Below are 15380 nucleotides of genomic sequence, written 5' to 3' on the forward strand. Positions count from 1 at the left end.
AGTCGACAAGGTGTCATTTCATGTCTCTCTGGCTAAAATCGTCGCTTAAGGCGGGTAGACAGCATCGTGACATCAATTAGGGCAGTTAAAATCAGGTTCATTCGGGTAGAAAAAAAATGAAACAAGGAAAAGTTTTCTTCGATATAGAAAGTGGATTGGACTATTCTGGCGAAGATCCATTTTACGTATCGAAATCTGGAGTAATTTATCCAGTTAAGTTTCATGAAAAACCAAACAGCAAATCCTTAATTGTATTTTTCCCTGGAATGAACAATAGAGGCGGAACAGTCCCGGTTTTCATGAGAAGTACATTTGCCGAACACCTGGAATCAGATATATTGATCCTGTCAGATCCGGCAATGATATACAACGACGAAATAACCATAGCTTGGTTTGCTGGAAATAGAGATACACACTTTGCTGCTGATCTTGGGGTTTTAATAGAGAACTACATAAAGAAGAAAAACTCATATAAAAACATTATTCTCTATGGAACATCCGCTGGCGGAATACCAGCTTTAAATATCGCAATGATAATAAAATCGGCTCCAGTAACCACGGTAATAGGAAATGCACAAACAAATGCATTTAAATACTGGAGAAAATTTATTATTAAAATGTCGAAAGCAATGATAGGGACTGAAGATATCAATGAGATAGAAAAAATCTACTCGGAGAGAATTAACAGAAACAGTTACAAGTGCTCGCATAATTTAATTTTCACACAAAATATAGATGACAAACATCATTATGAAAATCACTATCTGCCGTTTATAAAGACTTATCATGGCCCCGGAGAAGCTAGTTTCATAGAATACTCAGATCATGAGTTGGGGCACAACCCACTACCCAAAGAAACTGAAATTAAAATTCTAAAATCAATTATGCTTGGTAATAAAAAATACGAAGAGGAAATACCAAATATAAAAAAAATAAGAAAAATAGGCGGAAAATCAGACTATGGATACAAATACACCATTGAAAAATCAAAAGTAACAGCAGAGATAGATGATAACAATGAAACCGATAATGAATTTGCGTTTTATTTGATAGCAGACGGAAAAAGAATAAAATCAATCTGGTATCAGTTAGAAAAAAAGATTAGCTTTGAGATAAGCAATCTAAATAGAATAAAAAAATTATCAATAGTATTTTTTGTTAAAAAAATCTGGAATGATAATTTAAAATCAATCGAAACCAAAGAGATTGTATTGGGCCATAATGTATGAAGAAAATATTATCTTTAAGTATGATCACGCAATCATCCCAGCCGCCATAGCTCAATATGTTCTATGACTACTGAATCCGCTGCATTTTCTAGCTCTACTCGGAGAGATAGGGGCGATTCCAGCGCCCCCCACGGCAGGGCTGTGGGCAAAGCTCGACAACTACTGGACCCTGGAGACCCGGAGCCGCCACCAATCACGAACCATGAGCTGCTCTGCTGCGCACCAGGAGACTTCACTCGAGATGAAAGCTCCATTACAAACTGTCCAGTTTCTGTTGTGGGAACAACGGCTGAAGCTACAGTGGAGTTTCGTGAAATGAGGGAGAATGTCTTTCTTCCACTGGCCCCTAAAACAACCCCTGATAGGCGGAGACGCAATCCACCATCGCTCTTAAAGTCACGTGCACGAAGCGTGTGTAAAGTGCCTCCGACGGTTTTCGCTGTAGTAGTGCCAGTAACCGTGTGTGTTACTTTATTTACCGCGACGCGCTGCTCCAGGTAAGCAAATGACTGTGAAAAAACTGTATCAGTCCCACCTTCAAAAACAACGTTATCTGTCAGATTTTCGTCGGTAGTCCCTAACCCAAAATCAACGTCTGGCTGTATTTGCACGTCGCAACCATACCGTGCCCTTACGCCTATACTATTTTTCTTTACAATTGAGTTAGCATCGAGATGAACTCTTGATGAAACTCGAGCGTCAATACCGTATGCAAATTCACTAACATCAGCATTTACGTGACCCGTAGCAAGCTCTTGAGCCAGCATGCCCCGTGACCCTCCTGACCGTGCATTTCCTCGCAGAACAGGCATGTGCTCTGGCGGATCCATAATAGGGTTACCGGTGTTCTCATCATATGAGTAACCAATTGCGTGCTTTACCAAGAATCGGGAAAGTATCCGGTGAGTTTCTGCGGAGGAAGTTGAAAACCCCGCTGTTAAGTCGTGCACACCACCAGAAACAAAAAGAAGCCCATTATTCTCGCCTCCGATACCGGTACGACAATCCCTTGTATGGACATTATTTAAGAACCACAGGCCTTGCCCTGAACCATTGAATCCGTACTCTCGGTATCTAGTAAGAAAAATGTCTCGTAACTCAACACAATTATGTCCACCTGCACGAATACCGAAAGATATTTTTCCGAGCCCATCTAGCGTCGCAAGAGGCTGGGACATCTTTGAAACTGGTGGGCCAACAAGCTTTAATAGTTTTTTACCAGCCATTTTTACATTCGGTAGGCTCAACGACAAAGATTGATAATCTCCGGCCGCGAAAGAAACAATCCAATCACCATTGAGCACCGGCCCACAATTTAGTAGCGCAGCCATAGCGGCTTTCGCCTCTAATGGATTGTCAGGAGATAAACCATCATTTAGCTCCAACCCGGATACTGCAACGTGCAGGGTGTTTGTGTCCGCATCCCCCGGGGATATATGCCATCGGTTAGCCCCGCGACGAATCACCCCGCGTCCGATGTGCCTTACACGATGGAATCCCGGAATATTCTCAGTGCTGATGTAGTCATCATCTGCTGCAGGCCAATTAAGATTTGCACCCAACTCAATTGCAGCTGCGACGGCAGCCACAATGCCTTCCTGGTTGCTAGTCTCCCCGTCGACGGGTGTCGCTATGTAGTCACGGACGCTCACGACATCACGCATCTTGTCTTGGAAGGGGCGATAGATGGCACCAAGACCTTTTTGTAAAAACCATCCAAATCCACCACTGACACCCGCAATCGCGCGATCTACGTACTCGACAACAAATGAGAACATGGAGCGTCGGTTTACAGCATCGGTATCTGTGTGTGGATCGGCTAAGTCAGTAATCCGATTGTTGCGAGCTTGATAAGCACCGTGACCATCTCGATCATGTTTTCCCAGCAGCAAGGCTCGGCGTATAGAGCCAGGTGTTAGACCGAAGTAGCTCCCCAGCATCTGACAGATCATTGTCAGCTTGTCTAAGGCCTGCTCATGCGCGCGCTCAGGGAAGGGATCGTTCCGTTGATAAGCAGTCTCTTGCGTAATTGGCACAACACGTTCAATCGCAATTGATCCACCAGCGGGATAGGCCGTATAGGTTGTGACGGTACCGCCCGAGGGGTTGCCGGCCCCTACAGCGTCAAAATCCCGGCCAGGCACCAGCTCAACTGCATCGTCATCACCTTGGGCGAAAGACACGCGCAAATGCAGTCCACTTAGGAATCGGAACGGCACAGGAAAAGAAATGGCCACACCATCGGTGGCATACTGAATACGAGACTGTTCTGAGGAAACTGTCATGGTAGGCACAATCTGGGGAGATAATGCCGTCCATGGTCTACGCGCGCGTGCGTAGTTTGATGCGAAAAATGCTTAGGCCTTATAGTCTTCAATCATTTCATGATTAACGATAGGAGAGGATGAGTGAGCCGAGAAAATTTATTCCCCAGAATTCATAAAGTATTAGAAGAGGCTGAAAGGTATCGTAAAGGAGAGAGGGAGGCTGCTAATCTTCAGGAAGAATTGGATGCCATACTTGGTGAAACTATCCAGGCAGCTGGTGACTTACGTGAAGATGCAGCCAAACAGGAAGATGGCGAATCTGAACATGATCAACGGGTGAGCAGCGTTGCACACCTTTATGAAAACGCAGCTTCAAGGCTTCACAAGGATTTACTGGATTTATTTAAAATACCGAAGTTGGATGCCCCCCGTCCTGCAGGGATCATTAAAGTCTAGGAATCAAAAAACTATCTTTGCCCTACAGCCCTACTCAGATCTGGCGCACGTAACCTGCGGCCGTCGGGCGATGCAAAGTACTCCTGCTTAAACTCCTTTCGGGCGCGACGCTCCATGCGGCGTAGATAGCCAGGCGAGGCCATCTCCTGCAACTGGTTGAAGATCATCCGATCAGTTGCGGCCTTTGTGTACCAGAGGTTGGCGAAGGGGACTTTGCCTTTGAGCATGCGCACAGCCCGTGCGCCGGTATCGGTGTCCTTGCCTTCCGCTGTGCGCTGGATATTTCCCATTGTCAGCTTTAGGAAATCATCAGCATCACCCAGGATCGGCCCGCCAAGCGTACCTGCCAGCGAGGATCCGTACTGTGTCTGATCAGAGAAAAGGAAGTCAGCGTACAGGCCGAGCGCACCACCTTTTAGAAATGCCTTTCCTGCGAACCGTGGATCTGTCATATCGAGGGGATCATGCCCTGACGCAACCTCATTGACTTGCACAGCCAGGCCACCAAAGACCGACGTAAGAGCGACAAGCCCGGCAACATACGAGGCCTTGCCGACTCCAGTTGCTTGCCCCATTGCCCGCTGGCCGTGCCGCATCATGATGGCAATCGGGAAGCTTTTGAACTGCATAGCGGAGCGGTAAAGCTCTGTAGGCAAGCTACCGCGCTCTTTACCAAATCGGCCATAGATGGCGACACGCTCACGCGCTGTGGGAGTTTCGATCACAGCCATGCTCGTCTCGCCATTAACAAATGCCATCATGCGGGTGGCAGCTTGATCGCGTAGCGCTTGAGTCGTGACACCCAACTGACTGGCCAGCGGGTCCAATGCCGTATCCGGCACCCGGTAAATGCTTTGTGCTGTCAGTACCGTATCCCCCATGCCGCGCCAGTCCTCTGGCTGGGCGAGTTTCCAAATAGCGAAATCGGTATCAGTGATCCCGTATTCTTTGGCACGCTCAGCCAACTCACGGAACTTACCCGTCTTTGCATCACCGATTTGGCTAAAGGTGCGAGACATTTCGCCCAGGCTGTCCATCATCACAGAAGAGTAGGCCTGCTGCCCAGCACGTGATAAAGCGTTCAGCCCAGAGAATTTCATAAGTCCGGCAGCTGCTCCTTGGGCATACCGAGCCATTCGTCCAGAAACAAACGCATCCTGTTGAAGGCCATCAACGCCCCAGCGGTTAATTGAGCCAATGAACTGGTCAATTCCAAGACCTGCGCGCAGCGCTGTGCGTTGATCCGTTTTATTGGCAGGATTGAGACTGCGCAGCTCATTCATGAAAAGGCGGGTTACCGGAATACCGTTATAGATAGCCGTCATCGTCTGGGTACCAATATCCGATATGGCCGTCAAAGCGGCAGAGCCAAGACGGCTTGCCACATTCAGTGCGCGGTAAGTATCGAAGGCTGACGCCAACGAATCAGAGACCGCCAGACTTCTTGCTCCCGAGATCTCGTTGTACAAGGTTTCCAGCCGGGTCGCCTCGTTCTCAATCTTGTTAGCTGATACTGGATCTTGATCAGCCATAGACTTGCGAGCATTGTCTATCCAGTACCGCATCATATTGTTTGGGTTTGGCCCAAGTGCTTCGACCAAGGCAATGTCCCGCGCCATCATGTCGATGTGGTTCAGCATGGACTGAAGCATGGGAGTTTCACTGTATTGTCGCTGATACTCGATATAAGACTCAGCGTCCTTGAAGTGAATCTGTCGCTCAGTGCTGCCACGGTTTCCGCGCATACCGTTGCCGGTGGGCTTGCCTGGCTCAATCTTGCTCGCACCGTTGGTAGCAATGGTGTTCCAGGCCTCTTTCAGAAACTCTGTAAGCTGGGTGTCGTCCATCAAGGTTCCGTTCGGATTTGTGTAGCGCTCCCGATCAACCTTCCCAACAACGTCCGCAATCCAGCGATCTTGCCCAGCCTTTGCCACCAAGTGCTGGCTATGTGACTGCGGCATACCCCAATCCTCCAGCCGACCAATGTTCCCTCCTGCCCGGTTGAATCGTTGACGCAGGCGCTCGGCTGTCTCGGCATACTGTTTTGCCCCAGCCTTGGCCAATGGGTTGCCAGAGTCGCCCCCTCGCAGCTCAGTCACCAGATCCAGTACGCCCTGCTTATTGGTGAACACCCCAAGCAGGCCGCCCTTGGTAGTCTCCAACGCATCCAGTACAGACCCGAGCGCATCGTCACGGATGGCTTTTGCTGCACTCTCGACAGAGATAGTCCCGCTTTTCCCATCACTGTAAAACGCCAGCATCCGCTTGAGGGAGTCCATTTCATTATGAGTGGAGCTCCGCAGATAGCTCTGGACGGCATCATGGCGCAAGGCGGTCAGTGCCACCCGGCGTCGTTTCAGCGCAGCATCAGCTGCAACGTCTCGTGCGGCAAGGTCAGCAGCAGCCATAAAGCGGTCACCTTCCGTCATGCCCACCCAGTTAGCTCTGTCCTGGCTGGCCAGCTTGCGCATCGCCTGCAAGATACGGGCTTCAATATTCGTCGCTTCGGCCTGGGTTATCTGGCGACCCAGAGCACGGGAAACAGCATCAATACATTCAGCGCGCATTGTTATTCACCTTTGGTCATTGCACACACCACGGCAGCATTGAATGCTTCGGGTGTGCTGTATTTGAGTTCAGCGTCTGCTTCGGCAAGAGCTTGGCGTAGGGATACGTTTACGACTTCACCGTTTTCCAGCTCCATCGGAACAACGATGTCGCCTTGCTCGTCCAGCAGAGCAAGCCCGGCCTGAGTCTCGGCGTCATCAGCTGTATTGATGATGCGGCTGTCACTCTGTGTCTGCTGGCGTGCAGGTGGTGCCCCATCTGTCGCGCTGGTAGCATCGATTGCTTGGGTAGGCTCTTGTGGAAGCATGGGAGCACGGGTCTGGCCTAGCTGGGCCTGTCCTGCACCCGGTTGACCAGCAGTAGGGGGCCGGGGAGGGACTGGGGCCTGACCTGCTGGAGGTGGCGCAACGCCGGATTCAGCAGAACCCATTTCAGACAAAGCGCTCCGCACAGCGCCGGGTAACGGCTGCTCAACCAGTGGAGGCGTTTCAATCATGGCCCGGTTTTCGCGCAGTACGGCGGCCTGTTCATCGATTCGGGCTAACTGCTGAGCGGCTTGGTTTGCTTGGGCATTCTCACGCAGCGCGCCTTCCAGCCGATTTATGCGTGATTCCAGCTCCATCGTCTCAGAAGCCCGTTGGCGACGGGCCATGGCTAGAGCTTCTTTGTAGCTGGTGCGTGGAGTGCTGGCTTGAATCTCCTTTGCAAGGGGGCGCACGTCGGTTTCATCCAAAGTGCTGCGCTGTGCCTGCAGGTCCAGCAGCTCCGAGCGTTTCTGAGCAATCTGCCCCAGGTCTGCCTCGTTCCCGGCAGTAGCCAGGACTTGTGCGCGCTCAGTGTCCAGAGCCGCCAACTCGACATCGATCGCGCGGGCTGCTCTGGCCTGTTCTGGCCGGATAACAGGCATCGGCTCAACGATGGCGCCAGACTCGGCGGCTTGCCGTGGCATGCCCGAATCTTGACCACGCCCAGACCCCTCCCGGCCCAGCCACTGGCGAACCCGTCGCAGGTAGTCCTGCGTCTCCTTTGCCTTTGGCCGCCGTCCTGCCAGGACTTCCCTGGCTTGGCGTGGCCCACCGTTGTAGTCGGCGATCACCGCATCAACATGGCCGCCGTACTGGCGCATAGTGTCGCGCAGGTAACGCCCAGCGGCGTCTATCATCTGAACAGGATCAGAGGCGTCAGTAACCCCATACTTACGCAGATTCTCCGGCATGAACTGCATCACGCCACGAGCACCGGCTGGGCTGACTTGGTTGCTGTTGCTGCGCTCGCCTGCATTTTTCAGCGCATTAATCAGGCCGGGCGGCAGGTCATATTGCTGCTCGACCTGGGCTGCGTACTCATTGAGCTCAGGGGCATCAAACCGCAAACGTGTACGACTGACCACAGGCATAGCCGTGAGGCGGTCGCTGGGTATGTATCGGGCGGCTGGCGGCAGATCCATCAGGTACTCAGCTCGTGCTGTTTCCGAGATCTCGGGAGAACGTGGCCGGGTGACGAATGAGCCATCCTCGATGCCAGTCTGGCCCACATCCACACGCTGACCACTCAACAGCTGTTGTGTGGCTGTACCCATTGATCGGCTGTGTGCCGCAGCCGATGCTGGATCAGACGGTACGCCTGGGGCGGTGTCGATTGCAGCGTGCTTAGCGTCACGCGCAGTCAGAGCGGCATCAATGGCGGCCTGCTCCCCAGCGTTGGGCAACCCGGCCCGTGCGCCGACTGCACCGAATGCAGCACCCAGAATTGCCTCGGCAGCCACTGATGCTGTATCCAGTGGTGAGTACTGCTGAGCCATTGTCGTGTAACCGCCTGCTTGCAGAAGCTCATGGGTAGCGCCACGCTGTGCAGCTCCCATTGCGACGTTGGCAGCTGCGCCATAGGCCACGTTCGCGCCGTAGTATGCGCCGCGACTTAACCCCACCCCGGCCAGGCTCAGAGGCGTGGCTAATGCCCTAAAGCCAATTGAGGCTGGCATAGCAACACCAGCGCCAACAGTAAGAGCGTCAATGAACCCGATGTTTGCGGCGGTCCCAGGATCGACACCTTTGCCTGTCATGTCCTGGAAGGTGGCTCGGCCTGTAGCCGTGCCGGTTGTTGCGGCCCCTGTCAGCATTGCGGTCGTGGCTGTACCACCCGTAGCCAAGCTGGCGGCTGTACCCACACCCACCTGAGTTAAGACGCGGGACACATCAAACATGATCTGGCCGACCATACCTGTGGTCATTGGATCTGGCTTGTACTGCTGTGCCCACACATCAGCCTGGCCGCGCAAACTTGTGAATGGGTTCCAAGGCTCAATACCCGTGGCGCTTTCAAGAACATTCAGCACCGGTTGATACGCACGCTCAGCCACCCCAGCAACAAGCCCCTCTACCTGCGCAACGCCGGTCACAACCCCTTGTGGAATTGCCGAAGCCGCGCCGGAGAACACCCCAGGCTCAGACCTGACCAGGATCTCAGACGGGGTTTTGGCCGCGTCACGAAGGGCTTGCAGTCGCTTCTGATCAGATCGCATCACTCTGTCGCCCCCGTAATGTTGCTCGGTTGGCGTGGGATTAGATCCGAGGCGGATACGCCAAAAGAATCACGCCCAGAGTCTGCGTCCGGAGACATCTCAATGATGATCAGGTCGCCAGTGGATGGATCCATCAGGGGTTGATCCCCTAAGGTAGCTGCGTAAACCCCAGATCCAACGGCGATCAGGCCGATGTTATCTGCTGATTGGATCAGGTCAGAGCCCAGTTGCCGCTCTTGGATTTGGCGGTTGATAGCAGAGTTGGCTCTGGCGGTGAATGAATCAGAGTCCATACCCCAGGGGGCCAGGACTCGGCCTTGGCCATTGAAATCGACCGGGGCACCAATCACGGCCGTAATCGCTTGGTCCAACCGATCTGTATCCACATCCGGGGCGAGACTGCCATCCTGCGCGGCCTTGCCTACGTAATAAGCCTTGATAGCGTAGGTGTCCTGCATGAAGTCGGTTGCGGCGCTACTGCCAGCACTCAAGCCTCGATAGAGGTCCTGCACCTTTTCCTCCAGGGCCTGCACAAACTCGTTGTCTTTCGGCACTGGATAGCTGATTGTTCCAGCCTTCCCGCCTGCGCGTAGGATCTCATCCCCATGGATTGCGGTAGCTGCCGCATCCCCGGCAGACTGCACCACGTCCTCACTGAACCAATAGTTTGTCAGCTTGGATTGCTCAAAGCTGCTGGCCAGCCGCCCCATGCGAGCCATGAACGGGTTTATCCCATCCACTTGCTCCACGATTCCTTGAAAGGTATCAGGCTCACCGGCAGCCCAGTACAGCGCCCCAAGTACTTCGCGCTTCTGCCGAGCATTCCCTTCTTTGAACGCATTTGTCAGGGTTTGAGCTTCCGCATCCAGCAATGGGCGCATGCTCACCACGCCAGGTGGGTTTTGCGACTGCATGCCACGGATAACATCCGAGCGGTCGCGCAGCTGCTGGCCCACCACGGCAATTCCGTCCTGGCTTGCCAGCAGGGTTAAGTCGAGCGGTGCCACAGGCTGTGCAGCTCTTTGCTCCACCCAAGCCAGCGGGTTTTCCTGAAGCAGTTTGCTGCTCGATTGGATTGCACGTTCTACTCGGTCCAAGTTGGCAATGGCCGTTGGATTTGCGCCGGCAGTTTGTTGCTGCATTCGGCGTTGCAGTACATATGCCTGTTGCTCTGCAATGGGCATACGCAGCACGTCCTGCACTTCCTGCTGACCTTTGAGCATGTCTCGGTATGATTGCTCGTAGTCGGTTCCAGCAACCATGCACGCCCAGCGGAGCATGTCATCAGCGGTAGCAGGCACACCAGTCGAGATCTGGCGATCAATTTCACCAATGGCACGCTGGCCCCGAGCATCCGCCTTGTCTTGCTCAATCCGAGCTTTGTTGTCAATCCTGTCAGCCTGGGTTTGGGCGCGGGTACGCAGTTGCTGGATTCGGTCAGAGTCCAAGCGGCTGATCCAGCGGAATCCATTCACGGCCTCGCCACGGGACGCAGCTTCCATTGCTGCTACGGCTCCGTGCGGGTCCCGGTCGATCATCGCCGCACCAGCGGCATAGGCCATGGTAGCTTCGGCGTCCCCGATCAGCTTTGTTTTGACTGATGCGGGCAGGGTCGATTCATTCAGCGCAGCCAGTCGCAATGCCCGGCGTTCGTCATATAGAGATGGCTCCAGCGCAATGGAGCGTGAGTCGGAGTCCAGGCCGGTACCGTACTGAGACACAATGTACTCACTGCGCTTCGTTGCCTCAAAGCTGATGGCGTTGCCACCGAACTGTGTGCGTTGACGGGTAAGGCTTTCGCGGTAAGCAGCACGCGCAAACTCGGGCGCGTTTTCTACAGCCTGGGCGGCGTAGTCATCAAACTCTTTGATAAAGCGCGGCGTGAAGTCGGGAGCACCAGCCTCTGCGGTTTCTTGCAGCTCGACCATGCGCTGCATCCATTTAATCTGGTCGTCACTGCTGGCCTTGGAAACCCAAGCGATTGCGTCTTCTTTCTGCTGTCGCTTAACTGCATCGCCGATCTGGCCAACTGCTTGGCCCAGTCCAGCAACAGCGCGTCCTGTAGGGTCTTCAACAGCAACCATAGGTGCACGAGCAGCAGGCATACCCAGCGGCGTTGACTGACGCTGCTGACCAAGAGGGATTGGAATACGAGTTGCCATTGCCTTACCCCCAGTATTGGCTTACGTTACCGACGCGCAGCCCGACGCCGCCCCCAGGCGCAAGACCGCCGCCACCTGTGGCCGCGCCTGCTGCTCCCGCCTTCGCGGCCAGGCCATACCCTGCGGCACCAGAAAGGACGCTCGTGGCCGCACTGAGGTATCCAGCTCGGCGGGCGTTCTTGCCCGACTGACGCAGTGTTTTTGCGGCATAGCGATCCATCACCGCCTGTTGTTCAAAGCCTTGACCCTGCAGCAGCGCCTGGTAGCGCGTCTGCAGGGCATCCATTTCCAAGTCGCGGGCAGACTGCTCTTGTATTGCCATGGCCGTTCCACTACCAGACTCAAAGCCGGACTCGGCCACCGATGCGCGGACATCTGCTTGTTGCTGGGAGGCGCTACGGCGCTGGGCCAGCTCATTCTGCAGCCCGGCATCGTAGGCTTGGCGGGCCTGGATATCGGACATCTTGGCATTACGCTCGGCAGCGTTCGCTTGTTGTCCATAGGCTGCGGCCTGCTGGTTGCCCTGCATGATGGCCCCACCAGCCTGCAGCGCTGTAGAGCCGATGATGGCGGCGGTAAATGGATCCATTACTTCACCTTTGCGTAGAGAAAGCAGTCCCGGCCATCCTGGGTATAAGCGGCCATGAGGCCTTCGCATTTAAAACCCAGGTGTTCAGCCCAAGCGATTCCAGCTGAGTGCTGGCTATCAACCGTCATTTCCAGCCGACGCCAGGGCGCAGATTCGACAACACGAGACACCACCCGATGAATGGTTTTGAATTGACTGAGTGCGGCATCAGAGAGCAAAGCCCAGGCCATGCCGCGCTGAGGGTGCATTTCAACAATCCCAGCGCAGGCTATAGCGGTTCCGTCATCGTCCAGTGCCGCCCAGCCCACGCCATTCGCTGATACCAAGGCTTGGGCGTGTTCTGGCGTCACCGTAGGTATGGCGTAAGCCTGGGCCTGTTGCAGCTGGACAGCCAGTAGGTGGTCAGAGGTAAGGGCTACGATCTTCATCGGTCATCACTTGTAGAAACGACCGGCATTAAAGCCAGCAACGTGATCGGCAACGGCTGGTCGTTCGTGTACCAAATCTGGGCCGAACGCTCGTAACCACCACGCCATGGAATTGGCTCACTGTCACCGGTGTAAAGAGGCGGCGGATTGTTCATGCGCTGGCTGGGCCTACGGAAGTTCAATGTCTCAAGATTGTCAGGAGACGGGCCGAGGTTGCCGCCCAGGCTGCGGTGCATGCGAACAATGACATTGGTTAAGCGTTTGGTCTTTCCCTGCGCGGTGCCATTCGTAGCGCCTGCCTCAACCCCCATGGTCGCCATTGAGCACGGCGCGGGTAGGCCAACGTGCACCACCGATCCAGGGTACTGCAGTTCAATGGAGCCATTGATAACGACACGATCAGGCGAAGCCGCGCCGTCCACCAGCGCCTGCACGGTTTGCCCCTCAAGGTGTTCAAGACCTGAAATGACTGTCACCTCAGGGCCCCGATAGGTCAGCCCACAATCGACATAAAAGGCTTCGCTAGGGTTCTCAGTACTTCCCAGTGGATTACGCAGGAGTTCCACATACCTGACGGTCTGACCGTTGATCTCGCGCCGCACGATCAGCCACAGATCGCTGCCTTCACCATTGGGGGCGGGCATAGTCTCAATCGACTCCACCCAGCCATTGTCCATTGGGTGTGGGTGCCAAGCATATACGTCACTGCGGCCAGGCTCCTGGTCATATGTGCAGCCAACAAGCACGCCATCGGCTCGGGCCACCCAAATAATTGAATCAGGCTCCTGCTGGTAGGTCAGATCAATTGCACCAGCACGCAACACGTGCTCTGCCAGTTTGGTCGTGTCGTTCGACGCGTAGTTGTTGGTGTCGTAGTTGAAGACGTAATCACGCAGCTTTTGACCAGAAGCCTGGACAAACAGTACGCGGCCGCCCACTTCGACCGGAACGATGGCACGCGATCCGTAGGCGGTACGGCGCTCAGCTCGCACGTTCGCCGGGCCTACGGCTTGGTTTGGTTGAATCGGCCCGATCAGCCACTCGTCGCCGTCGGTACCGATAATGAGCTCGTCCGACTCAGCAACCCACACTGCCCGGTTAATTTGACGAGCATTCAACGTCTGAACGATTGCCGAGTCGGTTTCGACTTCACCCCCGATCTTGGATGCAAAAGTCTCAAAGTCACCAGTGACTGACATGGCTACCTTCCGGCCGCGCACCAGTACCAGGCGTTGCCGCCAGAAGGCTCCGTGCTCAGGCCACCCATCATCTTGGTTGTAGAGGCTCTTGGCCCATTTATATGTCGCGCCCCCAGCAGGAACTGTTACGACATGCTCAACCTTGGCAATCGAGCCAGGAGAGTATGAAAGTGCAGGCTGGCTGAGCAAGAGCGTTACTCGGAACGTAGTGGGTGTGACTTGGTGCACCTCATAGGTGCCGTCAATTGTTGACATGACCGGGGGCGGACCAGCATTCGCCACCACGACTGTTCCGAGCAAGCGCACAGTGTCACCGTTTGACAGGAAGTGTGGGCCATCTGTCGTGAGCTCGGCGTACCGCTCAAACATGCCCGAAACAATTTGGCCAGACGCAATGCGTACCTCCCGAGTGATTATCTCGGAGACAGGGACAAGGTCATTGGGCAGGCGGCGAATGACATCAGCAGTTGCCTGCGTGCTGCTTTGCACAGAGGTCATCCTAACTTCGCCTGAACTGTCGTGTAGGTACTCCCACTCGACGCCAATAGGGCCGCGCTGGTCGTCAGGCACATCAATGCCGTCCCCGTCCCAGGCCTTGCCTTCGGTATGAATCGGAGTGTTGTTCCCGGTGACAGGCTCGCTCCCTTCGCCAACAGCGGTGCATTGGTACACGCGCATATCGACTCGGCGCAGCTCACCAATGTTTACACGCTGGTATACCGCCCATGGCCGGACTGCAGAGAAGTCCATGGACTCAAGGTAGAAGATATTGCCCACCATGGACTGTGTGAAAATCCCCCACGAAGATGTCAGTGTGACTGTTCCGGTAGTGCCGCTGGCCACAACAGTAGAAGTTTTCTCTGTGTTCAAGTCTTGATACGGCCCGCCTTGAAAGTCCACGTCTTGTAGCTGAAACTGCTCAGACGTGGTGCGCAGCAATTTACGCGGCCGGTGTCGAGGGTGAAACAGGTACATCGTGTCAGCAGATTGCACAGCACGCAGAGTAAACAGGCCATTCCCGTCTGTCAGATCCTCGGCAGAGTACGGCGTGGCCACCTCTACCGGCACGCCACCAGGCGCAAGCAGACCCCGTCCTGTATAGAAACGGATGTAATACGGGCCAATTTCCAGCATGTAGGAGACACGCTCTGACACCTGGAACCGCAGCAGCCAAGCCCGGCCAGCCTTTACTGGGTTGATGAACTGGGTACCGCCTCGGCGTACAAGTGGGCCCTGTACGAGCGGCAGAAAGTTTTGCAGCACGCTGCAGCTATTGAAGTACTTGGCCAAGTCGGTGCGGCCGCCCATCAACGGGGACATTTCGCCACCGTCGAAGGTTTGCAGGATCGGTGTTTCTTTCGCCATCAGTTGCGTGCCTCCAGCCAAGTGTCATCAGAGATGGCCAGTGCGGGGCGTTCGATGGCATTGGCGCGTCGTGCTGCCTGTAGGGCTTGCTCGTACTCCGCCCACATGGCTTGTTTCTTGGTGTTGGATTGCGTCAGCGTCTCGCAGGCTTCGGCAGCCAGGCGGCAGGCAAGCGCTTCGACAAATAGAGCATCAAACAGGGTGGGATCATCGACCCGCTTGATATATCGGATCCGCAGAGGGCCTGGGTGATCAATCAGGATTCTGTTTCCCTCGATGCTGTACCAACCACCAACAGTGGGCCGTGGCGTAGCTCGCACATCACTGACCTTGACCAAGCGCAGATAGTCAGAGGGCAACTGGAACTGATGGGTGTAGCCGAACGCCGGACGCTCAGATAGAGCGGGCAGCTCCGCTCGCGCTTTGGCGAAGTGCCAGAGGTTTGCCCGCAGCTCTGCTTCGCACACGATGTCAAACATGGAATCCATGGTGTTTGACGCTTGGGAGTCATCATCCAGCGCAATAATGCGCGCTTCACCGAGTTTGGTGAGCGCGCGGTTTGCGATGGCTACTTTGGAAACAGCCATGGCGTTACT

General features: G+C 54.6%; 10 protein-coding genes. 2 read left to right on the forward strand and 8 right to left on the reverse strand.

The annotated features are described in order from the left end of the window. Nucleotides 1-116: 116 nt before the first annotated feature. Nucleotides 117-1229 carry a hypothetical protein gene (locus NBV64_RS05895; protein ID WP_250756871.1) on the forward strand — a complete coding sequence of 371 codons (1113 nt, stop codon included), beginning with the start codon at nt 117-119 and terminating at the stop codon, nt 1227-1229. A 32-nt stretch (nt 1230-1261) separates the two neighbouring features. Here NBV64_RS05895 and NBV64_RS05900 read toward each other — a convergent pair whose 3' ends face one another. Continuing rightward, nucleotides 1262-3514: a hypothetical protein gene (locus tag NBV64_RS05900; RefSeq protein ID WP_250756872.1), complete on the reverse strand. Its 2253-nt coding sequence runs from the start codon at nt 3512-3514 to the stop codon at nt 1262-1264. 123 nt (nt 3515-3637) lie between these two features. Between NBV64_RS05900 and NBV64_RS05905 the strand changes: the two genes are divergently transcribed. Beyond that, nucleotides 3638-3952: a hypothetical protein gene (locus NBV64_RS05905; protein ID WP_250756873.1), complete on the forward strand. Its 315-nt coding sequence runs from the start codon at nt 3638-3640 to the stop codon at nt 3950-3952. A gap of 11 nt (nt 3953-3963) precedes the next feature. Here NBV64_RS05905 and NBV64_RS05910 read toward each other — a convergent pair whose 3' ends face one another. From NBV64_RS05910 to NBV64_RS05940, 7 genes are read right to left on the reverse strand one after another with little or no spacing between them, the layout of a single operon-like run. Beyond that, nucleotides 3964-6519, reverse strand: a complete 2556-nt coding sequence (locus NBV64_RS05910; RefSeq protein ID WP_250756874.1) for a hypothetical protein — start codon at nt 6517-6519, stop codon at nt 3964-3966. A 2-nt stretch (nt 6520-6521) separates the two neighbouring features. Continuing rightward, nucleotides 6522-9041 (reverse strand): lytic transglycosylase domain-containing protein, encoded by a 2520-nt coding sequence (locus NBV64_RS05915; RefSeq protein WP_250756875.1) that lies wholly within the window; start codon nt 9039-9041, stop codon nt 6522-6524. Continuing rightward, nucleotides 9041-11203 (reverse strand): hypothetical protein, encoded by a 2163-nt coding sequence (locus tag NBV64_RS05920; protein WP_250756876.1) that lies wholly within the window; start codon nt 11201-11203, stop codon nt 9041-9043. Before NBV64_RS05920 ends, NBV64_RS05915 begins: the two co-directional genes overlap by 1 nt. Before the next feature lie 4 nt (nt 11204-11207). Next, a complete protein-coding gene (locus NBV64_RS05925; RefSeq protein WP_250756877.1) occupies nt 11208-11792 on the reverse strand; it encodes a hypothetical protein in 585 nt (194 codons plus the stop codon). Then, nucleotides 11792-12220, reverse strand: a complete 429-nt coding sequence (locus NBV64_RS05930) for a GNAT family acetyltransferase (RefSeq protein WP_250756878.1) — start codon at nt 12218-12220, stop codon at nt 11792-11794. Before NBV64_RS05930 ends, NBV64_RS05925 begins: the two co-directional genes overlap by 1 nt. Continuing rightward, entirely contained in the window at nt 12217-14784 is a 2568-nt protein-coding gene (locus tag NBV64_RS05935) for a phage tail protein (RefSeq protein WP_250756879.1), read from the reverse strand. Before NBV64_RS05935 ends, NBV64_RS05930 begins: the two co-directional genes overlap by 4 nt. Continuing rightward, on the reverse strand, nt 14784-15371 hold the full coding sequence (locus NBV64_RS05940; RefSeq protein ID WP_247965710.1) for a phage connector family protein: 588 nt from the start codon (nt 15369-15371) through the stop codon (nt 14784-14786). The genes NBV64_RS05935 and NBV64_RS05940 overlap by 1 nt, the downstream gene beginning before the upstream one ends. Nucleotides 15372-15380 lie beyond the last annotated feature (9 nt).

Source organism: Alcaligenes sp. DN25, from assembly GCF_023674485.1.
Classification (GTDB): Bacteria; Pseudomonadota; Gammaproteobacteria; order Burkholderiales; family Burkholderiaceae_B; genus Alcaligenes; species Alcaligenes phenolicus.